This is a genomic window from Pseudomonas sp. A (assembly GCF_056270345.1).
In genome coordinates this window covers 4,419,714-4,441,346 of record NZ_CM149873.1, presented here as the reverse complement: position 1 = coordinate 4,441,346, position 21,633 = coordinate 4,419,714, and the positions used below count along the sequence as shown (strand labels likewise).

Genomic DNA, 21,633 nt, shown 5'->3' with positions numbered 1-21,633 from the left:
GGGTTCAGAACGATCCCGTCTGCACCTCGCCGCTACGCACGTAATGCGCCAGCAGTACCCCATTGGGCGTGCTGTTCGATTCCACCAGCTTGAAGGCCGCGGCCTGTGCATCGTCACCGAACAGGCGCTTGCCGCGTCCCAGCAGCAAGGGATGGATCAACAGGCGCAGCTCGTCCACCAGCCCGGCCGCCAGCAGCTGGCGTACCAGTTCACCGCTGCCCTGGGTCAGCAGCGCCGGGCCGGTCTGTTGCTTGAGCGTGCGTACTGCCCCCGTCACATCGGCGCCCAACGGGTGGCTGTTTTGCCAGTCGATGGATTCGGGGCGGTGGGTGGCGACATGCTTGGCCACGCCATTGAACAGGTCGGCCAATGGACGATCCGGCGCATCGGGCCCGACTTCTGGCCAGAACCCGGCGAAGATGTCATAGGTGCGCCGCCCCAGCAGCAGTTCGAACGGTTGGCTGAACAAGGTCTGCATGGCCTGGCCGAAGGCCTCGTCCGCCAATGGCGGGATCCAGCCGCCATGGGTGAAGCCGCCGCTGGTGTCCTCCTGCGGACCGCCAGGGGCCTGCATGACGCCATCGAGGGTGATGAAGGCGGCGACGATGAGCTTGCGCATGGGATGAGTCTCCTCGGGTGGGTGTGCTGGATAGTCGAACGGGGTTGGCGAGAATCGACAGCAGTGCTGAACGATAGTCAGGGTTCGACGGGTAGGTGCACGGGAGGAGAGAAAGCAGGGGCGGAATATGCGTTCGTCTGTAGGAGATCGCCCAGCCCTTTGGGGCTGCGCTGTCGCGCAGGGAACTGAGTTCGCGGGTAGCCCGCGCGCCCTGTGGGAGCGGGTTCACCCGCGAACACCGGCGCAGCCGGTGCCAGGCACGGTGTTGGATTCTTCGCGGCTAAAGCCGCTCCCACAGGGTCCTGCTAAATCAATGAGTTATGTTCAGTTCCATAGGAGCGGCTACTACAGCCAGTAGGTCACCGCCCACCAGCCCAGGCCACCCATGACCACGGTGTAGGGCAAGGCCATCCACACCATGCGTCCATAGGACAGTCGCACCAGCGGCGCGATCGCCGAGGTCAGCAGGAACAGGAACGCCGCCTGGCCATTGGGCGTGGCCACGCTGGGCAGGTTGGTGCCGGTGTTGATCGCCACCGCCAGTGTCTCGAAGTGCTCGCGGCTCATCGCGCCATTGACGAACGCCTGCTTGACCTCGGTGATGTAGATGGTGGCGACGAACACGTTGTCGCTGATCGCCGACAGCAGGCCGTTGGCCAGGTACAGCATGCCTGGCTGCTGCTCGCTGGGCAGGGCCAGCACCCAGGCGATCAGCGGGCTGAACAGCTGCTGCTGGTGGATCACCGCGACCACGGCGAAGAACACCACCAGCAACGCGGTGAACGGCATGGCGTCCTGGAACGCGCGGCCCAGGCGGTGCTCGTCGGTGATGCCGGTGAAGGCGGTGATCAGCACGATGACCATCAGGCCGATCAGGCCGACCTCGGCGATGTGCAGGCCCAGGCAGACGATCAGGATCAATGCGGCCAGGCCTTGCACCACCAGGGCGACGCGCTGGGCCGGGGTACGCGCGGCGTCGTCCTCGGCGGCGTAGGCGGCCAGCACCTGGCGCACGCGTTCGGGCATCAGCGTGCCGTAGCCGAACAGGCGCAGCTTCTCCAGCAGCACGCAGGTCACCAGGCCCGCCGCCAGCACCGGCAGCGACACCGGCGCGACCTTGAGGAAGAAGTCGGCGAAGTGCCAACCCATCTCATGACCGATCAGCAGGTTCTGCGGCTCGCCCACCAGGGTGCACACGCCGCCCAGCGCCGTACCCACCGCGCCATGCATCAGCAGGCTGCGCAGGAAGGCGCGGAACTGGTCGAGGTCGTCACGGTGCAGTTGTTCGACCTGGTGATCGCTGTCCAGCGCCGACTCCTCCCGTGGGTTGGTGCCCGAGGCGACACGGTGGTACACCGCGTAGAAGCCCACTGCGGCACTGATGATCACCGCGGTCACGGTCAGGGCGTCGAGGAACGCCGAGAGAAACGCCGAGAGCACGCAGAACAGCAGGCTCAGTATCGCCTTGGAGTGCACCCCCAGCAGGATCCGCGAGAATAGATACAGCAGCAGCTCCTTCATGAAGTGAATGCCGGCGACCATGAACATCAGCAGCAGGATCACCGGGAAGTTGTGCTGCAGCTCTTCGTACAGGGCCTCGGGCGTGGTCATGCGCAGCAGCAGCGCCTCGACCAGCAGCAGGCCGCCGGGCATCAGCGGGTAGCACTTGAGCGCCATCCCCAAGGTGAAGATGAACTGGATCACCAGCACCCAGCCGGTGACCACCGGGCCAAGGGTCGCCAGCAGCAACGGGTTGAGGACCAGGAACAGGCAGATGACGGCCTTGTACCAACGCGGCGACTGGCCCAGGAAGCCGTGGGCGAGGGCACCGGTCAGGGAACGGGACATGAATTTGTATCCTTTTGATTCAGCAGTGGCGCAAGGTGCCGCATCGGGCTTCGGGGTGCAAGTCATCCAGTCCGGCTTTTGGCACATGTGCAGCCTTGCGGGTGCGCTAAGATCCGGCGTTGTGAATCCTTTCCCCACAGGAGTGCCGCTCGTGACCGAATACACCGCGTTCAAGGTCGAACTGACCGACAACATCGCCCACGTGCAGATCAACCGCCCGGACAAGATCAACGCGATGAACGCCGCCTTCTGGGAAGAGCTGGTCGAGATCTTCCAGTGGATCGACGATACCGACGCGGTGCGCGTGGTGGTCATCAGTGGCGCCGGCAAGCACTTCTCCTCCGGCATCGACCTGACGATGCTGGCCACCCTGGCGCAGCAACTGGGCAAGGACGTCGGCCGCAACGCCCGGGTGATGCGCCGCACCATCCTGCGCCTGCAAGGCTCGTTCAACGCCGTGGACAACTGCCGCAAGCCAGTGCTGGCGGCGATCCAGGGCTACTGCATCGGCGGCGCCATCGATATGGTCTCGGCCTGCGACATGCGCTACTGCGCCGCTGACGCGCAGTTCTCGATCAAGGAGATCGACATGGGCATGGCCGCCGATGTCGGCACCCTGCAACGTTTGCCGCGTATCATCGGCGACGGCATCATGCGCGAGCTGGCCTACACCGGCCGCCGGGTCGATGCCCAGGAGGCGCTGCGCATCGGCCTGGTCAACCGCGTCTATGATGACCAGGCGGCGCTGCTCGACGGGGTCTTTGCCATCGCCCGCGAGATTGCCGCAAAATCGCCGATCGCCGTGGCCGGCACCAAGGAGATGATCAGCTACATGCGCGACCATCGCATCGACGATGGCCTGGAGTACATCGCCACCTGGAACGCGGCCATGCTGCAGTCCGAAGACCTGCGCGTGGCCATGGCCGCGCACATGAGCAAACAGCAACCGACGTTCGCCGACTGACTGGACAGAGGCGGGCGCCATCAAGGGACCCGAACCATGTCAGCACGCTGGACAACCGCAGTACTCGACCCGCAGATCACCGGGGGGCTGGCCGTCGCCCGCAGCCCGGAGGGGTTCCTGGTGGACGCCAACGGCGCGCTGTTTCCCCGCGACTGGCTCAAGCGCCAGGACCTTGATGTGCTGTGCGAGCATGGTATCGGCCATTTTGATGGCCAGCCGGTGTTCCTGCTGGAGCTGCGTGGTGCCGGTGAAGTGCCGGGGTGTCACTGGCAGGGGCTGCGCCGGTTCATGCTTGAGGGCGACTTCGACACCTACAAGGTACTCGGGTACGCCGCGCAAATCGGTACCTGGGCTCGCGAGCACCGTTTCTGCGGCAGTTGCGGGCAGGCCATGACGCAGATTCGCTGGGAGCGGGCGATGTACTGCCAGCCGTGCGACTTGCGCAGCTATCCGCGGATTTCACCGAGCATGATTGTGTTGATTACTCGTGGCGACGAGGTGCTTTTGGCCCGTTCGCCGCGCTTTGTCACCGGGGTCTATAGCACCCTGGCGGGATTCGCGGAGCCTGGGGAGTCGGCCGAGGACTGCCTGGTGCGCGAGGTGCGTGAAGAGGTGGCGGTGGAGGTCAGGAACATCCAGTACGTTGGCAGCCAGTGCTGGCCGTTTCCGCATTCGATGATGCTGGGGTTTCATGCCGAGTATGCTGGGGGGGAGATTGTCATGCAGGCGGATGAGATCGAGGATGCGCGGTGGTTCAATGTGCATGAGTTGCCGCCTTTGCCGGCGGGGCGGTCGATTGCTCGGTATCTGATTGATTTGTATGTTGCTCGGCGGTTGGGGCTTCCTGAGCCGGTGTTGTCTGCCTGAGTTGTTTTAGTTGGTTTTAGTTCGTTTCAGTTGGTTTTTGAAGTTGTATGCGCATTCATTTGTGATGTCGACGCTTATTCACCTTTCCGCCCTTACGGCGGGTTACTTTGGTCTTGGCCAAAGTAACCAAAGCCGTTGCGCTCCGTTCATCCGGCCCTCCGCTTCGCTCCGGGTTCCCTCACTCCGGCCTTGCTCCCGGGAGGACCGCGCTGCAGGGCCCATCCTGGGCCCCAGCGCTTGACGGGCATCCATGCCCGTCACCTCCCTCCGCAAGACCTCCGTTCGGCCTCCTGAAGTCGCGAAGTTACGGGCGGCGCCTGAACTGGCGCAGCTGTCGCTAGTTGAAAGTTTAGTTGATCTCTCGATCGTATCGCGGGGCAAGCCCGCTCCCACGCAATAGTCGTCGTTATATATAACCCTGTAGGAGCGGGCTTGCCCCGCGAAAGGGCCGGAACAGCCAATACATAACTAATGGTAAAACAACTAACTTCGCGCCTCTTGCTCTTGCTCTTGCTCTTGCTTCTAAGCGCGCGATAGTCCAGGCAACACCAATTGCGACTTCAGGAGGCCGAGCGGAGTTCTTGCGGAGGGAGGTGACGGCCATGGATGGCCGTCAAGCGCTGCGCCCCAGGATGGGGCGTTCAGCGCGGTCCTCCCGGGAGCAAGAACGGAGCGAGGGGACCCCGGAGCGCAGCGTAGGGGCCGGATGAACGGAGCGGAACGGTTTTGCCTACTTTTCCCAAGAGAAAAGTAGGCCGCCGTAAAGGCGGAAAGGTGACTAAATGTCGATATCTTCTACGAATGTGCTTACAAAAATCAAAACGCTCACCAGAGTCCAAGCCCGACCCCTACCCAAACCAATGCTGCCAAGCCAACCGCACAGTCAACGCCAACACCACGGCAATAAACACCGGCCGAATAAACTTGCTCCCCCCGCTGATCGCCGTACGCGCCCCAAAGAACGCCCCGACCATCACCGACACCCCCATGCACAGCCCAACGATGTAATCCACCTGCCCGGAAATGATGAACACCGTAAGCGCCGCGATATTGCTGACAAAGTTCATGCTGCGCGCCACGCCACTGGCGCGAACCAGGTCGATCGGGTAGAGCAGCAATGTGCTAACGGTCCAGAAGGCACCGGTGCCCGGCCCGGCGACGCCGTCATAGAAGCCCAGGGTGAAACCTTGCGGGAACTGCCACTTCTTCCTGATCGGCGCCTCGGCGTCCAGAGGCGCCTTGGGCGTGCCGCCGAACAGCAGGTAGACGCCACAGGCGAAGACGATCACCGGCAACATCTTGTTCAGCCATTCGGCGGGCATGTAGTGGGCCACCACCGCGCCGATCAGCGCGCCCACCAAGGTGCCGACGATCGCCAGGCGCCACTGCGCCGGATGGAACAGCTTGCGCCGATAGTAGGTGATGCTGGCAGTAGCGGCGCCGAAGGTCGAGCTGAGCTTGTTGGTGCCCAGCACCAGGTGCGGCGGCATGCCGGCGGTGAGCAGCGCGGGAGTGGTCAGCAGGCCACCGCCGCCGGCAATGGCGTCGATGAAGCCAGCGACGAAGGCGACCAGGGCGAGGATCAGCAGGGTGAGCGGTTCTACGGTGAGTTCGAAGGGCATGGGTGGCGTGCGCAGGCTGGAAGGCGGGGTGCGGCAAAAGGCCGCGCTAGAGGTGGTGCATGGTAATCCTGGGCGGCGCGTGATTCCAGTGCCAGCCTCTTCGCGGGTAAACCCGCTCCCACAGGTACGGCACTGGATTCTGGCTCAGTGGAACACCTGTGGGAGCGGGTTTACCCGCGAAGAGGCAGCAACAGTGCCTACAGGAACCAGCGATATTCCCGCGCACTGACCTCCTGCAGGAACGCCAGATGGTCCTGGCGCTTGTTCTCGCAATAGACCATCACGAATTCCGCACCCAACCCTTCGTTGACGGCCGGATGCCCGCGCATCGCCGCCACCGCGCCGAGCATGTCCTTGGGAAAGTCGATCCCGCTGCCACGATCCTCGTTCAGCGGTGCAATCGGCTCCTGCGCGGTGTCCAGCCCATGCTCCATCCCGCAGAGGATCGCCGCCAGTACCAGATACGGATTGGCATCCGCCCCGGCCAGCCGGTGCTCGATCCGCAGGTTGCGCGGATCCGACTCGGGAATGCGGATGCACGCGTCGCGGTCCTCGAAGCCCCAGCTTGCGCGGCTGGCGGCGTTGACCATGGCGCCGTAGCGACGAAACGCGTTGTGGTTGGCGGCGAACACCGGCATGCAGTGCGGCAGCAGCGCCAGGCAGCCGGCCACAGCGTGGCGCAGCGGGCGCTGGGCGTCGGCGGCGAGCAGGTTGTTGCCGGCCGGGTCGTAGAGGCTGACATGCACATGCATGCCGCTGCCCGGCGCGTGCAGGTAGGGTTTGCTCATGAACGAGGCACGCAGCCCATGCTTTAGCGCCACGCCACGGGTGCTGCGGCAGAACAGCGCCGCCCAGTCGGCGGCGCGCAGGCCGTCGTCGCAGTGGCCGAAATTGATCTCGAACTGGCCAGGGCCCAGCTCGGCGGTGATGACATTGGCGTCCACTCCCTGGGCGTTGGCGGTCTCGACCATTTCGCGCAGCACATCGGAAAAGCGTGACAGGCGCTCGATATGCATGTTCGGCTGGTCGTCGGCATCGCCACTGGCCGGGTCGCGGGGGAACTGCGGCAGGCCCTCTTTCAGCGCCCGGTCGAACAGGTAGAACTCCAGTTCGAACGCCACCACCGGGCGGATGCCCCGGCGCTCCAGGCGTTGCAGGACACGGGCCAGCACCTCGCGGGGCTCGAATTCGATAGGCGCCGCGGTGCCGTCCGAGGTGATCAACATCTGCCCCAGCGGCTCACGCTCCCAGCTCACCGGTTTCAGCGTGCCGGGTACCAGGCGGCGCGGGGCGTCCGGGTCGCCGTCGTTGAAGCAGTAGTCGCCGATGGGGAACAGCCCGCCCTGCACGCCGAGCAGCACGCAGTTCTGCGGCAACTTGAGCGGGCTGCCGGCGGCTACCTTTTCCAGCATGTCGATGGGATAGCGCTTGCCGTAGAAGTGCCCAGGGATGTCCAGGCTGAGCAGGTCGACGTAGCGCACCTGCGGGTGTTGGACGCGGAAGGCGCGTACTTCGCTGAGCAGATCGGGGAAGCCTGTTGTACTTGTCATTGGCATGCTCTCAACGGAAGACCCAGAGAACCCGGGTCGTTCGGGCGGTCAGGTTGGCGTAACGGAACTGGCTGTGGGGCGGCAGCTGGAAGCTGTCGTTGGGGTACAGGGTGATCGCATCCTCCTGGCCTTCGAGCCACAGGGTCAGCTCGCCCTCGAGAACGAAACCGCCCTGTTCCGAGCTGTCATCCAGATGCCCTTCGCCACTGCTGGCGCCGGGCGCCAGGTGGCTTTCGAGCATGGCGAAGCGGCCGGTGAGGGTCGGTGAGACCAGCACGTCGGTGACCCCGGCGGCGTAGTACAGGGTGCGCCGCTCACCGGGACGGGTGACCCAGTCGATCGCCCGGGGCGGCACGGTCTGGTAGAAGTAGGTGGTGGGGACCTGCAGCGCCTCGCTGATGGCGGTGAGGTCGGCCACCGTGGGGCGTGACAGGCCGCGCTCGACCTGGGAGAGAAAACCCAGCGAGCGCTTGACCCGACCGGCCAGCTCGTCCAGGGTCAGCCCGCGGTGCTTGCGCAGGTCGCGTACCAGCCGCGCCAGGCCCTGGTTGTCGTCGATCGGTTCAGACATGGTCGCGCATCCTGTACCAGGCCTTGGCGGCCGCTTCCAGCGGCGCGGCCAGCAGGTCGCCGCCGGGGAAGCGGCCATTTTCGATGCCCTGATAAAGCGCGAGCAGGTCGTCGTCACCCAGAATTGCGTCACTGACGGCGAGTGCGCCAGCCAGGGTCGGCAGCACGCCGTGGCCGGAGAATCCTTGCAGCCAGTAGCGTTGGGCCTGACGGCCGATATCCGGGGTGCGCTGGATGCTGCAGTCGATGTGGCCGCCCCAGGCATGTTCGATGGCCACCCCACGCAACTGCGGAAAGGCTCGCTCCAGATAGGGGCGGGTGGCGCTGGCGACGTCCTTGGGGATGCCGCCCAGGTAGGTGCAGCCGCCGCCGAACAGCAGGCGGTGGTCGGGCGTCAGGCGGAAGTAGTCGGGAACGAACTGGTTGTCGATCACGCAGCTGTTGCGCGGCAGCAACGAGGCGGCGAACTCGGCATCCAGGGGGGCCGTGGCCACCTGGTAGGAGCCCACCGGCAGTAGCCGGTGCGAGAGCGTGCGGTCGAGGCGGTCGATATAGGCATTGCAGGCCAGCACCAGTACGCGACTGCGCACTTCGCCCTGTTCGGTGCGGGCGACGAAGCCGTTGGCGTGTTCGTGGTAGTCGAGCACCTGGCTCTGCTCGTAGATCCGCCCGCCGTTCGCCTCGATCACGCTAGCCAGGCCCTGGGCCAGCTTCAGCGGGTTGAGGTGGGCGCCATTGGGGTCGTACAGCGCGGCCTGGTAACGGGGGCTGTCGATCCACTCGGGCAGTTCGTCGCGGCCGATCAGGCGCAGGCAGTCGTAGCCGAACTTCTCCTGTGCTTCGCGTCGGGCCGCCTCCAGCAGTTTTACCCGGCGTGGCAGCACGGCGGTCCACAGGCTGCCCTGGTGATAGTCGACATCGAAGCCATGACGCTGGGGCAGTTCGCGCAGCTCGCGGGCGGCCCAGCACATGCTGTCCCACAGGCGTCGGCTGCGCTCCAGGCCCAGGGCTCGCTCAAGTGGGGGCATGTCGCACGACCAGCCCAGCAGTGCCTGGCCACCGTTGCGGCCCGAGGCGGCCCAGGCCACCCGGCTGGCTTCCAGCAGGGTCACGCGCTGGCCGGCCAGTGTCAGGCGCAGGGCCGTGTGCAGGCCGCTGAAACCGGCACCGACGATCAGGATGTCGGTGTCATGGGCGCCCTGCAGGGTGGGGCGCAGGGGGATGGTGGCGGGGTAGGTGCGGGCGTAGTAGCTGGCGACGTGCTGGGCGGATTGCTTGAACATGCCGGGGCCTCGTGAAATTTTTTATGATTATTTTCATGAAAAAATAGCAGAGGATTTTCATTGCGCCAGTAGATGGCGCCATCGCGAGGCAAGCCCGCTCCCACGCGCCGAATACAAACCGGCGTGGGAGCGGGCTTGCCCCGCGATTGGAACGCGCTAGGTCGCTGCCTTGCGCCGCGGCTGCCGGGGCTTGCCGGCTACTGTCTTGCCCTTGGCAGCACCCTTGCGCTTCTTCTTCCACGGCGCCGCCGCCTTGCCCGCTGCCGGCCCGCTGATGGTCAGGCGCAGGCCGCTGCAGCGTTGCACCAGCTTGCCCATCCAGGCCGACTGGCGGGTGACGAACTCGTCCAGGCTCATCTCGCCGCTCTGCACCATGTCCAGCGCCTGTTCCCAGATCGCCGTGGTGCCAGGGTCGGCGATGGCCCGAGGCACGGCGTCGATCAGGCTGAAGGCGGCGGGCGTGGCCGACAGGGCCTTGCCGTTCTTGACCAGATAGCCACGGTCGAGCAGGCCCTGGATGATGCTGGCGCGGGTGGCCTCGGTGCCGATGCCGGTGGTTTCCTTGAGCTTCTGTTTAAGTCGAGGGTCGTCGACCAGTTTGGCGACGTTCTTCATTGCCTTGATCAGGTCGCCTTCGGTGAAGGGCTTGGGTGGCTGGGTCCACAGGTCTTTCAGCTGCAGGTCCCGCACTGCGCAGTCCTGGCCTTCGCGCAGTGCTGGCAGCACCTGGGCCGGTGGCGCCTCGCGGCCCTTGGCCGGGGTCAGTGCCTCGGGCAGCGCCCGGCGCCAGCCCGGCTCGACGATCTGCTTGCCCACCGCCCGCAGCGCATGGCCGGCGCAATCGAACTCGGCCTGGGTGCGGTCGTACTCGTGGTTGGGCAGGAACTGCGCCAGGTAGCGGGCGCGGATCAGGGTATACACCGCCTTGTACTTGGGCGGCAGGCGCGCCGGGTCGCTGGCGGCGGCGGTGGGGATGATACCGTGGTGGGCGCTGACCTTCTGGTCGTTCCACGCCCGCGAGCGGCGACCTGGATCCAGGTGCGCCCGCAGCGGCGCGAGGCTGTTGTCGGCCCGTTGCAGGGCGGCGAGGATACCGGCAGCCTCGCCGTGCTGGCTGAGGGGCAGGTAGCCGCTGTCGCTGCGTGGGTAGGTGATGAGCTTGTGGGTCTCGTACAGGGCCTGGGCGATGTCCAGGGTCTCCTGGGCGCCGAGGCCGAGTTTCTTCGAGCACACCTCCTGCAGGGTACCGAGGTCGAAGGGCAGTGGCGCCGCCTCGCGCACGCGTTCGGTGGCGATCTTGCGCACCCGGGCGCTGGCGGCCGCCTGCATGTCGGCGGCGGCCTGCTGGGCCAGCTCCTGCCTCAGGCAGCGGCCCTGGTCGTCGCAGGCGTCTTCCGGCGCGCGCCACTGGGCGTTGAACACGCTGCCGGCGCTTTCCAGCTGCACCTCGATGGCCCAGAAGGGCACCGGCACGAAGTCGGCGATGCTGCGGTCGCGGTCCACCACCAGGCGCAGCGTCGGTGTCTGCACCCGTCCCACCGGCAGCACGCCCTGGTAGCCGGACTGGCGGCCGAGCAGGGTGAACAGGCGGCTCATGTTCATGCCGATCAGCCAGTCGGCGCGCGAGCGGCCGAGGGCCGAATGGTACAGGCTGAAGGTCTCCTGGCCCGGCAGCAGGCGGCCGAGCGCCTTGCGGATCGAGGCATCGTCCAGCGCTGACAACCACAGGCGCTGGATCGGCCCCCGGTAGCGGCAATGCTCGACCAGCTCCCGGGCGATCATCTCGCCCTCGCGGTCGGCGTCGGTGGCGATCACCAGCTCGCGGGCCTCGCCGAGCAGACGCTTGACTGCCTTGTACTGGCTGGCGGTCTTGGGCTTGACCGTCATCTTCCACTTCTCCGGGATGATCGGCAGGTCTTCGAGGGTCCAGCGCTTGTAACGCTCGTCGTAGCTGTCGGGCGGGGCGGTCTCGAGCAGGTGGCCGATGCACCAGGTCACGCAGACATCGGTTCCTTGCCAGCAGCCGTCGCCACGACGCTGGGCGCCGAGGACCTTGGCGATGTCTTTTGCCTGGGAGGGTTTTTCGCAGAGGAAGAGGCGCATGGCCGAAACGCTTGATCGCGGAAGATAGGCACTAGGATGCGCAAGCCAGGGCGTGCAGGCAAGCTTTATCTGTATGCATGTACAGGTTTTTCGCCCGCATGTTTGGCAGGGTAGCCACCCCTTGGGGTTGGACGAGTCGGCAAATGCGTGCCAGCTTTGCCTTTCGCCCGCCAGTCGTGTCACTGGACGATGTCGCTGGGGTGTCCTTCCTACAAGAACAACAGGGATGTAAACCTATGCCCGTTTTCGATTACCGAAAGCTCGACAGCACTGCCTCTTCCTCGCTCTATAAAGATGCCATGGCCCTGGCCACCTATGCCTACCATGGTATCGACGATGGCTTCAGCGCCGGCTACCAGAAGTACGGCTTCGGCCTGGGCCTGCCGGCCACCCTGGTCAAGGCGCTGATCGGCGGCACCGACAGCCAGGGCGTGATCCCCGGCATCCCCTGGAACCCCGACTCCGAAGCCCGCGCCCTGGCCCAGGTCAAGGCCGCCGGCTGGACGCCGATCAACGCGGCGCAGCTGGGCTACCAGGGCAAGACCGACGGCCGTGGCACCTTCCACGGCGAAGCGCCGGGCTACACCTCGGCGCAGGTGGAAATCCTCGGCCGCTACGATGCCGCCGGCCAGCTCAGCGGCATCGGCATCGCCTTCCGCGGCACCAGCGGGCCGCGCGAGAACCTGCTGGGCGACACCATCGGCGATGCCATCAACGACCTGCTGGCGGCGATCGGCCCGGCCGGCTATGCCCGTGACTACGCCGGTAACGCATTCGGGCAACTGCTCGCCGATGTGGCGGCCTTTGCCAAGGCCAATGGTCTGAGTGGCGCCGATGTTACCGTCAGTGGTCACAGCCTCGGCGGCCTGGCGGTCAACAGCCTGGCCGACCTGAGCGGCTCGCGCTGGGGCGGTTTCTACCAGGATGCGCGCTACGTCGCCTTCGCCTCGCCGACCCAGGCCGCCGATGCCAGCAAGGTGCTCAATATCGGCTATGAGAACGACCCGGTATTCCGCGTGCTCGATGGCACCTCGGCAACCTGGGGCACCCTGGGCGTGCACGACGGCGCCAAGGCCTCGGCCACCAACAACATCGTCAACTTCAACGACCACTACGCCTCCGACGCCTGGAACCTGCTGCCGTTCTCCATCGGCAACATCGCCACCTGGCTGTCGCACCTGCCGACGGCCTATGCCGATGGCCTTAGCCGGGTGCTGGGCTCGTCGTTCTATCAATGGACCAGCCGCGACTCGACCATCGTGGTCAGCAACTTGTCCGATGTCACCCGTGGCTCGACCTGGGTCGAGGACCTCAACCGCAATGCCGAGCCGCACAAGGGCAGCACCTTCATCATCGGCTCAGAGCAGGACGATCTGATCCATGGCGGGCGCGGCAACGACTACCTCGAAGGGCGGGCCGGCAACGACACCTTCCGCGATGACGGCGGCTTCAACCTGATCGATGGCGGCGCCGGTCATGACACCCTGAAGCTGCAGGACGCCCTGGCCAACCTGAGCATCGCCCGGGACGGCGAGGGCACGCTGTACGTGCGCGATGGCCAGGGCGGCATCAGCCTGGTGCGCAATGTCGAGAACCTGGTGAGCAAGGAGTCGAGCCTGCTGATCTTCAGCAAGGAGGTCAGCCACGGGGTGGCGGCTCAAGGTCTGTTCGAGAGCGGCAAGGTCACGCCCTATGCGTCCTCGCTCAACGGCACACAGGCCGGCGACCAGCTGGTGGCGGGCAACCAGGGCCAGTGGCTGTTCGGCCTGGGCGGCGACGACCGGCTGCAGGGCGGCGCCGGCAATGACGTGCTGGTCGGTGGTGCAGGCAATGATGTGCTCTTTGGCGGCGGCGGGCGCGACACCTTCCTGTTCAGCGAGCATTTCGGCCAGGACCGGGTGCTGGACTTCACCGGGCAGGACCGGCTGGTGTTCATCGGTGTGGATGGTGGTACGGCGACGCCGGACTGGCGTGCCCATGCCAGCCAGGTTGGCGATGACCTGGTGCTGAAGTTCGGCGGGGACAGCGTGACGCTGGTGGGGATCTCTGCTCAGGGGGTGGGGGATGGGCAGATCGTGATTGCCTGAGGGGGCGGGCGTAACCCTGTAGGAGCGGCCTTGTGCCGCGAAAGGGCCGCATAGCGGCCCCGGCGATCTTTGCGCCAACGCTGAAATCCTGGGGCTGCTATGCAGCCCTTTCGCGGCACAAGGCCGCTCCTACAAAGAGTAGGCAGCCAACCTGGTGGCTCAGGCCATCTCGCGCGAGTCGCGAACCATGTCCACGTGCGGGATGCCGGCCTCGAGGAACTCCTCGCTGACCACGCGGAACCCCAGGCGCTCGTAGAACGGCGTGGCGTGTACCTGGGCGCTGAGCATCTGCTGCTTGAGGTCGCGGTTCTGCGCCTCGATGATCACCGCGCGCATCAGCGCGTCGCCCACGTTCAGGCCGCGCCAGTCCTTGAGCACCGAGACCCGGCCAATCGTGCCGTCGGGCAGCAGGCGGGCGGTACCGATCGGGTAGTCGCCCTCCATGGCCAGGAAGTGCACGGCGGTCGGGTCTTCTGCGTCGAATTCCAGCTCCGGCGGCACGTGCTGCTCGGCGACGAACACGGCGCTGCGGATGCGGTGGATGTCGGCGTTGTCCTTGTGCCAGTCGGCCAGTCGAACACTGATCTTATTCATCGGCGAATCCCAGGCTGCCTTGCATGACCAGCTGTTGTACCAGCATCAGACCGTCTTCGTCCTGCAGCCACTGGCCAAGGTTGTCGATGTGCAAGGCATCGGCGGCGCACACCAGCTTAAGCAGTTCGCGCAGTTTGGCTGGCAGCGGGCAACTGCGCCCGCTGGCGAACAGCATCAGGTCGTCGTTGAGCTCGGACCAGGCCATGCGTGCGCTTGGGTTGCGGATCAGCACGGCGCCCTGTTCGAGATAGTTGATCAGGTCCTGCTCGCTCAGCTCTTCACCGACAACCTGCTCGGGATAACGCGGCTCGGTCATGAACTGGCCGAACCAGGTCAGCAGCAGGTCCTTGTCGGCCATGTGCTTGTCGATCAGCGCCTTGAGGCGGTCGAGGGCATCATGCTGGATCTGGTGCGGGTCGCTGACCGGCTGGGCGTCGGCGTCGCTGTAGCGCTCCTCATCGGGCAGGAACTGGCCGAGGAAGTCGGTGAAATGGGTCAGCACTTCGGCGGCGCTCGGGGCACGGAAGCCCACCGAGTAGGTCAGGCACTCGCTCTCGGCAACGCCGTAGTGGGCCAGGCGCGGCGGCAGGTAGAGCATGTCGCCCGGCTCCAGGGTCCACTCCTCGCTCTGCTCGAAGTCGGCCAGGATGCGCAGGTCGGCGTGGTCGATCAGCGCGCTGTCGCTGTTGCACATCTGCCCGACTTTCCAGTTGCGCGTGCCGTCGCCCTGCAGCAGGAACACGTCGTAGTTGTCGAAGTGCGGGCCGACGCTGCCGCCGGGCGCCGCGTAGCTGATCATCACATCGTCGATGCGCCAGCTGGGCAGGAAACGGAACTCTTCGAGCAGCTCGGCGACTTCCGGCACGAACTGGTCAACCGCCTGCACCAGCAGGGTCCAGTCGCGCTCGGGCAGGTCGGCGAAGGCGTCCTCGGCGAACGGGCCGCGACGCAGCTCCCACGGGCGCTCGCCGTGCTCGAGCACCAGGCGCGACTCGACTTCTTCTTCCAGGGCCAGGCCGGCCAACTCGTCGGCGTCGATGGGGCTGACGAAGTCGGGGAAGGCCTGACGCACCAGCAGTGGCTTCTTCTGCCAGTAGTCGCGCAGGAATTCACGGGCCGTAAGGCCGCCCAACAGTTGCAGTGGAGTATCAGAATTCATGTTCAACCTATTGAAAAAACTTGGTTTTCGTACGGGAATAAAAACGCCCGGCCAGGCCGGGCGTTAGGCGCGGGGCACAGGTCAGATGCGTTTGGCCTGGGCTACCGCGTTGCCGATGTAGGTGGCAGGAGTCAGTTGCTTGAGCTCGGCCTTGGCTTCGGCCGGCATGTCCAGGCCGTCGATGAAGGTCAGCAGCGCTTCAGGGGTGATGCCCTTGCCACGGGTCAGCTCCTTGAGCTTCTCGTAGGGGTTCTCGATGTTGAAGCGGCGCATCACGGTCTGGATCGGCTCGGCCAGGACTTCCCAGCAGGCGTCCAGGTCGGCGGCGATGCGGGCGGCGTTGACTTCCAGCTTGCCGATGCCCTTCAGGCTGGCTTCATAGGCGATGACGCTGTGGGCGAAGCCCACGCCCAGGTTGCGCAGCACGGTGGAGTCGGTCAGGTCGCGCTGCCAGCGCGAGATCGGCAGCTTGCTGGCCAGGTGCTGGAACAGTGCGTTGGCGATCCCCAGGTTGCCTTCGGAGTTCTCGAAGTCGATCGGGTTGACCTTGTGCGGCATGGTCGAGGAGCCGATTTCGCCGGCGACGGTCTTCTGCTTGAAGTAGCCCAGCGAGATATAGCCCCAGACGTCACGGTCGAAGTCGATGAGGATGGTGTTGAAGCGGGCGATGGCGTCGAACAGCTCGGCGATGTAGTCGTGCGGCTCGATCTGGGTGGTGTAGGGGTTGAACACCAGGCCCAGCTCGTCCTCGATGAAGGCGCGGGCATTGGCTTCCCAGTCGATCTGCGAGTAGGCCGACAGGTGGGCGTTGTAGTTGCCCACGGCGCCGTTGATCTTGCCCAGCAGCGGCACGGCGGCCACCTGGGCGATCTGGCGCTCCAGGCGGTAGACGACGTTGGCCAGCTCTTTACCCAGGGTGGTCGGCGAGGCCGGCTGGCCGTGGGTGCGCGACAGCATCGGCACGTCGGCGTGGGCGTGGGCCAGGGCGCGGATGGATTCGGCGATCTGGCGCATCAGCGGCAGCAGTACGTCGTCACGGCCGGCGCGCAGCATCAGGGCGTGGGACAGGTTGTTGATGTCCTCGCTGGTGCAGGCGAAGTGGATGAACTCGCTGACCTTGGCCAGCTCAGGCAGTTGAGCCGCTTGCTCCTTGAGCAGGTACTCGATGGCCTTGACGTCGTGGTTGGTGGTGCGCTCGATTTCCTTGACGCGTTCGGCGTGCTCGAGCTTGAAATCGGTGGCCAGGCTGTCCAGCACGGCGTTGGCTTCGGCGGAGAACGCCGGCACTTCGCCGATCTGCGGGTGGGCGGCCAGGCGCTGCAGCCAGCGTACTTCGACCAGGGCGCGGAAACGGATCAGGCCGAATTCGCTGAAGATGGGGCGCAGGGCCTGGGTTTTGCCGGCATAACGGCCGTCTACAGGGGAAACCGCAGTGAGCGAGGAGAGCTGCATGGGGTGTTCTCGGACAGTCAGGCTTTTGGAAGGGCGCATATCATACATGAAAAACGCGCCCGAGTCGGGTGGCTGACCAAAGGTCGGGCCTGTGAATCATGTCGCAATACCCTGTGTAGGAGCGGCCTTGTGCCGCGAAAGGGGCGCGCAGCGGCCCCAGAACCTTCGCCCCGGCACAGATTGCCGGGGCTGCTGCGCAGCCCTTTCGCGGCACAAGGCCGCTCCTACACAGGGCGCAGTTTCAATCAGCGGTACGCATCATCCCGTACAGTTCATTGAGCAACTTGCGCCGGCTGAACACCAGTTGCCAGCGGTGTCCGCCCAGCTGTCGCCACAGGCGCGCGGCACGGATGCCGGCCAGCAGCAGGGCGCGGATCTTCGAGGCATTGCTGGCCTGCTGCAGGAAACGCATGTCGCCGTGCACCTGGATACGCTGGCGCAAGGTGCTCAGGGTGTCCTGATACAAGGCTCCGCTGGAAGCGATGACGTTTTCATGAACCAGGCCGAAATGCTCGGCCTGGGACTGGATCTGCGGCAGGCGGTTGCCGATGGTTTCGAGCAGGTCGCCACGCTTGTTCAACTGGCGCTCCAGGCCCAGCATCGACAGGGCGTAGCGCAGCGGTTCGCGCTGCAGGCTGCTGGGGTCGCGCTCCAGGGCGCCGACCAGTGCGCGGTAGCCGTCGCGCAGGTTGAGGTCGTCGCCGCCGAATACCTCCAGGGTGTCCTTCGGGTCGCGCACCAGCAGGCTGCCGAGCATGCAGCCGATATTGGCTTCGCTGGCCTGGCCGGTGCGGGCGATGCGGTCGACCAGCACCGCGGCCTGGAACACGCCGCCCAGGGCGATCAACTGCTCCTGGAGGTTGTTCATCGGCGCGGGCTCCATGGCTCGGCGATCTCGATCACGCCGCCGCCCAGGCATACCTCGCCGTCATAGAACACCACCGACTGACCCGGGGTGACGGCGCGCTGTGGCTCGTCGAAGACGGCGCGGTAGCCGCTCTCGGTGCGTTCCAGGGTGCACTGCTGGTCGCCCTGGCGGTAACGCACCTTGGCAGTCAGGTGGCGCGGGCTGGACAGGTCGATCGGGTTGACCCAGAAGATCTCCGAGGCCAGCAGGGCGCGGGAGAACAGCCACGGGTGCTCGTTGCCCTGGCCGACCACCAGCACGTTGCGCGAGAGGTCTTTCTCCAGCACGTACCACGGCTCGTCGCCGGCGTCTTTCAGGCCACCGATGCCCAGGCCCTGGCGCTGGCCGATGGTGTGGTACATCAGGCCATGGTGCTGGCCGATCACTTCACCTTCGGTGGTCTGGATCTCGCCGGGCTGGGCCGGCAGGTACTGCTTGAGGAAATCGCTGAAGCGGCGCTCGCCGATGAAGCAGATGCCGGTGGAGTCCTTCTTCTTGGCGGTGGCCAGGCCGTGTTTTTCGGCGATGGCGCGTACCTCGGGCTTTTCCAGCTCGCCGACCGGGAACAGGGTACGGGCGATTTCCTTGCCGCCGACGGCGTGCAGGAAGTAGCTCTGGTCCTTGTTCGGGTCCAGGCCCTTGAGCAGCTCGGTCAGCGCGCCTGTGTCGCGGCGGCGCACGTAGTGGCCGGTGGCGATCAGGTCGGCGCCCAGGGACAGGGCGTAGTCGAGGAACGCCTTGAACTTGATCTCGCGGTTGCAGAGGATGTCCGGGTTGGGCGTGCGGCCGGCCTTGTACTCCTCGAGGAAGTGCTCGAACACGTTGTCCCAGTATTCGGCGGCGAAGTTGGCGGTGTGCAGCTTGATGCCGATGCGGTCGCACACGGCCTGGGCGTCGGCCAGGTCTTCGCGGGCGGTGCAGTATTCGGTGCCGTCGTCCTCTTCCCAGTTCTTCATGAACAGACCTTCCACCTGGTAGCCCTGCTCGATGAGCAGAAGGGCGGAGACGGAAGAGTCCACGCCGCCGGACATGCCGACGATGACGCGGGTCTTGGCGGGGTCTTTGAGTGCTGGGCTGGTCATGGCTACCGGTGTGTATCAGAGGGGAAAAACGCCGATTCTATCAAACCCGCGGGCTGGCGTCAGTCGCGCAGCAGATCGAGGCTGTGCAGCGGGCCTGCCAGGTAGTCGTCGAGGCAGCGCGGTACCAGCTCGCTGCGCCAGCGCGACGGCTCGGCCAGCAGTTCGTCGCGGGTCAGCCAGACGGCGCGGACAATGTCGCTGTCCAGCGCCAGGTCAGCGTGATGGCGCACGGGGCGGGCGGCGAAGCAGATGCGCTGGTAGGTGACGCCGTTGCTCGGGGCGGTATAGAGGTAGATGCCGACCACGCCGGTGAGCTCGACCTCCCAGGCGGTTTCCTCGAGGGTTTCGCGCAGGGCCGCCTGGGCGATGGTTTCGTTGGCTTCGAGGTGGCCAGCGGGTTGATTGAGTACGTGCTGGCCGGCCTTGAATTCCTCGACGAAGAGGAACTTGCCGTCGTGTTCGACGATGGTGGCGACGGTGATGTGGGGTTGCCAGGTCATGAACAGCTCCAGTAGGGCTGGCGTGAACCCTGTGGGAGCGGGTTTACCCGCGAATGCGATGGTGAATTCAATGACGCATTCGCGGGTAAACCCGCTCCCACAGGCTTCGTGTTGGTCGCCAGATATCATTTATCCAGAAAGCACAAACCCCGGTGCGTGGCCGGGGTCTGTGCTGTTACGTCAAGCGAACCTTACAGGGCGGCAATGGCGCTGTTCAGGGTCTGGCTTGGGCGCATCACCTTGGCGGTCAGCTCGGCATCCGGGGCGTAGTAGCCACCGATGTCGGCCGGCTTGCCCTGGACGGCGTTGAGCTCGGCGACGATGGTCGCCTCGTTCTCGCTCAGGGTCTTGGCCAGCGGGGCGAAGCGCGCCTGCAGGGCGGCGTCGTCGGTTTGGGCGGCCAGTGCTTCTGCCCAGTACAGGGTCAGGTAGAAGTGGCTGCCACGGTTGTCGATACCGCCGACCTTGCGCGAAGGCGACTTGTTGGTGTCGAGGAACTTGCCGGTAGCCTGGTCCAGGGTGTTGGCCAGGACCTTGGCGCGCGGGTTGTCGTAGGTGTTGCCCAGGTGCTCCAGGGAGGCGGCCAGGGCCAGGAACTCACCCAGCGAGTCCCAGCGCAGGAAGTTCTCTTCGACCAGCTGCTGCACGTGCTTCGGTGCCGAACCGCCGGCGCCGGTCTCGAACAGGCCACCGCCGTTCATCAGCGGGACGATCGACAGCATCTTGGCGCTGGTGCCCAGCTCCATGATCGGGAACAGGTCGGTCAGGTAGTCGCGCAGCACGTTGCCGGTCACCGAGATGGTGTCCTTGCCTTCGCGGATGCGGGCCAGGGAGAACTTGATGGCGTCGACCGGGGCCAGGATGCGGATGTCCAGGCCGGAGGTGTCGTGATCCTTAAGGTACTGTTGCACCTTCTCGATCATCACGCCGTCGTGGGCGCGGGCCGGGTCCAGCCAGAACACCGCCGGGGTGTTGCTCAGGCGGGCGCGGTTGACGGCCAGCTTGACCCAGTCCTGGATCGGCGCGTCCTTGGTCTGGCACATGCGGAAGATGTCACCGGCTTCGACGTTCTGCTCCAGCACGACCTGGCCCTTGCCATCGACCACGCGCACGACGCCGTCGGCCTTGATCTGGAAGGTCTTGTCGTGGGAACCGTATTCTTCGGCTTTTTGCGCCATCAGGCCGACGTTCGGCACGCTGCCCATGGTGGTCGGGTCGAAGGCGCCGTTGGCCTTGCAGTCTTCGATGGTGGCCTGGTAGATGCCGGCGTAGCAGCGGTCCGGGATGATCGCCTTGGCGTCCTGCAGTTCACCGGCGGTGTTCCACATCTTGCCCGAGTCGCGGATCATCGCAGGCATCGAGGCGTCGACGATGACGTCGCTCGGTACGTGCAGGTTGGTGATGCCCTTGTCCGAATTGACCATGGCCAGGGCCGGGCGAACGGCGTACAGGGCCTGGATGTCGGCTTCGATCTCGGCTTGCTTTTCAGCAGGCAGGTCCTTGATGCGGGCGTACAGATCGCCGATGCCGTTGTTGGCGTTGAAGCCGACTTCGGCCAGGGCGGCGGCGTGCTTGGCCAGCACGTCGTTGTAGAACTCTTCGACGATCACGCCGAACATGATCGGGTCGGAGACCTTCATCATGGTGGCTTTCAGGTGCACCGACAGCAGCACGCCGGAGGTCTTGGCATCGGCGATCTGCTCGGCGATGAAGGCTTTCAGGGCCTTGCGGCTCAGGGTGGCGCAGTCGATGACTTCGGCGGCCTTGACTGCGGTTTTTTCTTTCAGGACGGTGGTGCTGCCGTCTTTACCGACCAGTTCGATGCGCAGGCTGTCGTCAGCCTCGATCAGCGCGGCTTTTTCGCTGCCGTAGAAGTCGCCCTGGGTCATGTGGGCAACGTGCGACTTGGAGTCGGCGGCCCAGGCGCCCATCTTGTGCGGGTGCTTGCGGGCGTAGTTCTTGACCGACAGCGGGGCGCGGCGGTCGGAGTTGCCTTCGCGCAGGACCGGGTTCACGGCGCTGCCCTTGATGCGGTCGTAGCGGGCGCGGGATTCTTTTTCCTCGGCGCTGGCTGGCTCGTCGGCGTAGTCGGGGATGTTGAAGCCCTTGGCTTGCAGCTCCTTGATCGCGGCCTTCAGCTGTGGAACCGATGCGGAGATGTTCGGCAGCTTGATGATGTTGGCTTCAGGGGTGGTGGCCAGCTGGCCCAGTTCCGCCAGGTGATCGCCTACCTGCTTACCTGCGCCCAGTTGCTCCGGGAAGGCGGCAAGGATACGGCCGGCCAGGGAGATGTCGCGGGTTTCGACGGCGATATCGGCCGAAGCGGTGAAGGCCTCGACGATCGGCAGCAGCGAGTAGGTGGCGAGGGCGGGGGCTTCGTCGGTGAAGGTGTAGATGATCTTGGAACGGGTGGGCATGCGGGTTAA

Annotated in this window: 17 protein-coding genes; 3 read left to right on the top strand and 14 right to left on the bottom strand. The window is 65.4% G+C overall.

Annotation, left to right across the window (positions count from 1 at the left end):
* Window positions 1-4: 4 nt before the first annotated feature.
* Window positions 5-619 (bottom strand): dihydrofolate reductase family protein, encoded by a 615-nt coding sequence (locus AC0MAZ_RS19785; RefSeq protein WP_203652194.1) that lies wholly within the window; start codon window positions 617-619, stop codon window positions 5-7.
* A gap of 345 nt (window positions 620-964) precedes the next feature.
* The gene (gene nhaB, locus AC0MAZ_RS19780; protein WP_475858909.1) at window positions 965-2,467 is read right to left on the bottom strand and encodes a sodium/proton antiporter NhaB; all 1,503 of its coding nucleotides are present in this window, start codon (window positions 2,465-2,467) and stop codon (window positions 965-967) included.
* Window positions 2,468-2,618: 151 nt separating this feature from the next.
* Between nhaB and AC0MAZ_RS19775 the strand changes: the two genes are divergently transcribed.
* On the top strand, window positions 2,619-3,431 hold the full coding sequence (locus tag AC0MAZ_RS19775) for a crotonase/enoyl-CoA hydratase family protein (RefSeq protein ID WP_028692407.1): 813 nt from the start codon (window positions 2,619-2,621) through the stop codon (window positions 3,429-3,431).
* 36 nt (window positions 3,432-3,467) lie between these two features.
* Entirely contained in the window at window positions 3,468-4,298 is an 831-nt protein-coding gene (gene nudC, locus AC0MAZ_RS19770) for an NAD(+) diphosphatase (RefSeq protein WP_203652196.1), read from the top strand.
* A gap of 848 nt (window positions 4,299-5,146) precedes the next feature.
* Here nudC and AC0MAZ_RS19765 read toward each other — a convergent pair.
* The 5 genes from AC0MAZ_RS19765 to AC0MAZ_RS19745 all read right to left on the bottom strand — a co-directional run bounded on the left by AC0MAZ_RS19765 (window position 5,147) and on the right by AC0MAZ_RS19745 (window position 11,426).
* Window positions 5,147-5,920: a TSUP family transporter gene (locus AC0MAZ_RS19765; RefSeq protein ID WP_203652198.1), complete on the bottom strand. Its 774-nt coding sequence runs from the start codon at window positions 5,918-5,920 to the stop codon at window positions 5,147-5,149.
* Window positions 5,921-6,117: 197 nt separating this feature from the next.
* Window positions 6,118-7,470 carry a glutamine synthetase family protein gene (locus tag AC0MAZ_RS19760; RefSeq protein ID WP_475858908.1) on the bottom strand — a complete coding sequence of 451 codons (1,353 nt, stop codon included), beginning with the start codon at window positions 7,468-7,470 and terminating at the stop codon, window positions 6,118-6,120.
* 10 nt (window positions 7,471-7,480) lie between these two features.
* Window positions 7,481-8,041, bottom strand: a complete 561-nt coding sequence (locus tag AC0MAZ_RS19755) for a helix-turn-helix domain-containing protein (RefSeq protein WP_475858907.1) — start codon at window positions 8,039-8,041, stop codon at window positions 7,481-7,483.
* Window positions 8,034-9,323, bottom strand: a complete 1,290-nt coding sequence (locus AC0MAZ_RS19750) for an NAD(P)/FAD-dependent oxidoreductase (RefSeq protein ID WP_475858906.1) — start codon at window positions 9,321-9,323, stop codon at window positions 8,034-8,036. The genes AC0MAZ_RS19755 and AC0MAZ_RS19750 overlap by 8 nt, the downstream gene beginning before the upstream one ends.
* Window positions 9,324-9,479: 156 nt before the next feature.
* Window positions 9,480-11,426: a DNA topoisomerase III gene (locus tag AC0MAZ_RS19745; protein WP_475858905.1), complete on the bottom strand. Its 1,947-nt coding sequence runs from the start codon at window positions 11,424-11,426 to the stop codon at window positions 9,480-9,482.
* Window positions 11,427-11,662: 236 nt separating this feature from the next.
* Here AC0MAZ_RS19745 and AC0MAZ_RS19740 point away from each other — a divergent pair, with 236 nt between their 5' ends.
* Window positions 11,663-13,513 carry a polyurethane esterase gene (locus AC0MAZ_RS19740; RefSeq protein ID WP_475858904.1) on the top strand — a complete coding sequence of 617 codons (1,851 nt, stop codon included), beginning with the start codon at window positions 11,663-11,665 and terminating at the stop codon, window positions 13,511-13,513.
* A 159-nt stretch (window positions 13,514-13,672) separates the two neighbouring features.
* Here AC0MAZ_RS19740 and AC0MAZ_RS19735 read toward each other — a convergent pair whose 3' ends face one another.
* The 7 genes from AC0MAZ_RS19735 to AC0MAZ_RS19705 all read right to left on the bottom strand — a co-directional run bounded on the left by AC0MAZ_RS19735 (window position 13,673) and on the right by AC0MAZ_RS19705 (window position 21,624).
* Window positions 13,673-14,107, bottom strand: coding sequence for a GNAT family N-acetyltransferase (locus tag AC0MAZ_RS19735; RefSeq protein ID WP_203652207.1), 435 nt, complete (start codon window positions 14,105-14,107; stop codon window positions 13,673-13,675).
* Window positions 14,100-15,266 (bottom strand): ribosomal protein uL16 3-hydroxylase, encoded by a 1,167-nt coding sequence (locus AC0MAZ_RS19730; protein ID WP_232855652.1) that lies wholly within the window; start codon window positions 15,264-15,266, stop codon window positions 14,100-14,102. The genes AC0MAZ_RS19735 and AC0MAZ_RS19730 overlap by 8 nt, the downstream gene beginning before the upstream one ends.
* An 81-nt stretch (window positions 15,267-15,347) precedes the next feature.
* Window positions 15,348-16,718, bottom strand: coding sequence for an adenylosuccinate lyase (gene purB / locus AC0MAZ_RS19725; protein ID WP_062359667.1), 1,371 nt, complete (start codon window positions 16,716-16,718; stop codon window positions 15,348-15,350).
* A gap of 241 nt (window positions 16,719-16,959) precedes the next feature.
* A complete protein-coding gene (gene hflD / locus AC0MAZ_RS19720) occupies window positions 16,960-17,586 on the bottom strand; it encodes a high frequency lysogenization protein HflD (protein WP_475858903.1) in 627 nt (208 codons plus the stop codon).
* Window positions 17,583-18,707, bottom strand: a complete 1,125-nt coding sequence (gene mnmA, locus AC0MAZ_RS19715; RefSeq protein ID WP_232855650.1) for a tRNA 2-thiouridine(34) synthase MnmA — start codon at window positions 18,705-18,707, stop codon at window positions 17,583-17,585. Before mnmA ends, hflD begins: the two co-directional genes overlap by 4 nt.
* Window positions 18,708-18,766: 59 nt before the next feature.
* Window positions 18,767-19,207, bottom strand: a complete 441-nt coding sequence (locus AC0MAZ_RS19710; protein ID WP_234560763.1) for an NUDIX hydrolase — start codon at window positions 19,205-19,207, stop codon at window positions 18,767-18,769.
* A gap of 191 nt (window positions 19,208-19,398) precedes the next feature.
* Window positions 19,399-21,624, bottom strand: coding sequence for an NADP-dependent isocitrate dehydrogenase (locus AC0MAZ_RS19705; RefSeq protein WP_475858902.1), 2,226 nt, complete (start codon window positions 21,622-21,624; stop codon window positions 19,399-19,401).
* Window positions 21,625-21,633: the final 9 nt, after the last annotated feature.

Bases quoted from the DNA above. Each gene is read 5' to 3' on its own strand.
- AC0MAZ_RS19745 (WP_475858905.1), bottom strand. From the start codon at position 11,426: ATGCGCCTCTTCCTCTGCGAAAAACCCTCCCAGGCAAAAGACATCGCC.
- AC0MAZ_RS19740 (WP_475858904.1), top strand. From the start codon at position 11,663: ATGCCCGTTTTCGATTACCGAAAGCTCGACAGCACTGCCTCTTCCTCG.
- purB (WP_062359667.1), bottom strand. From the start codon at position 16,718: ATGCAGCTCTCCTCGCTCACTGCGGTTTCCCCTGTAGACGGCCGTTAT.
- AC0MAZ_RS19765 (WP_203652198.1), bottom strand. From the start codon at position 5,920: ATGCCCTTCGAACTCACCGTAGAACCGCTCACCCTGCTGATCCTCGCC.
- hflD (WP_475858903.1), bottom strand. From the start codon at position 17,586: ATGAACAACCTCCAGGAGCAGTTGATCGCCCTGGGCGGCGTGTTCCAG.
- AC0MAZ_RS19705 (WP_475858902.1), bottom strand. From the start codon at position 21,624: ATGCCCACCCGTTCCAAGATCATCTACACCTTCACCGACGAAGCCCCC.
- AC0MAZ_RS19730 (WP_232855652.1), bottom strand. From the start codon at position 15,266: ATGAATTCTGATACTCCACTGCAACTGTTGGGCGGCCTTACGGCCCGT.
- AC0MAZ_RS19785 (WP_203652194.1), bottom strand. From the start codon at position 619: ATGCGCAAGCTCATCGTCGCCGCCTTCATCACCCTCGATGGCGTCATG.
- AC0MAZ_RS19735 (WP_203652207.1), bottom strand. From the start codon at position 14,107: ATGAATAAGATCAGTGTTCGACTGGCCGACTGGCACAAGGACAACGCC.
- AC0MAZ_RS19760 (WP_475858908.1), bottom strand. From the start codon at position 7,470: ATGACAAGTACAACAGGCTTCCCCGATCTGCTCAGCGAAGTACGCGCC.
- AC0MAZ_RS19750 (WP_475858906.1), bottom strand. From the start codon at position 9,323: ATGTTCAAGCAATCCGCCCAGCACGTCGCCAGCTACTACGCCCGCACC.
- mnmA (WP_232855650.1), bottom strand. From the start codon at position 18,707: ATGACCAGCCCAGCACTCAAAGACCCCGCCAAGACCCGCGTCATCGTC.
- nhaB (WP_475858909.1), bottom strand. From the start codon at position 2,467: ATGTCCCGTTCCCTGACCGGTGCCCTCGCCCACGGCTTCCTGGGCCAG.
- nudC (WP_203652196.1), top strand. From the start codon at position 3,468: ATGTCAGCACGCTGGACAACCGCAGTACTCGACCCGCAGATCACCGGG.
- AC0MAZ_RS19755 (WP_475858907.1), bottom strand. From the start codon at position 8,041: ATGTCTGAACCGATCGACGACAACCAGGGCCTGGCGCGGCTGGTACGC.
- AC0MAZ_RS19710 (WP_234560763.1), bottom strand. From the start codon at position 19,207: ATGACCTGGCAACCCCACATCACCGTCGCCACCATCGTCGAACACGAC.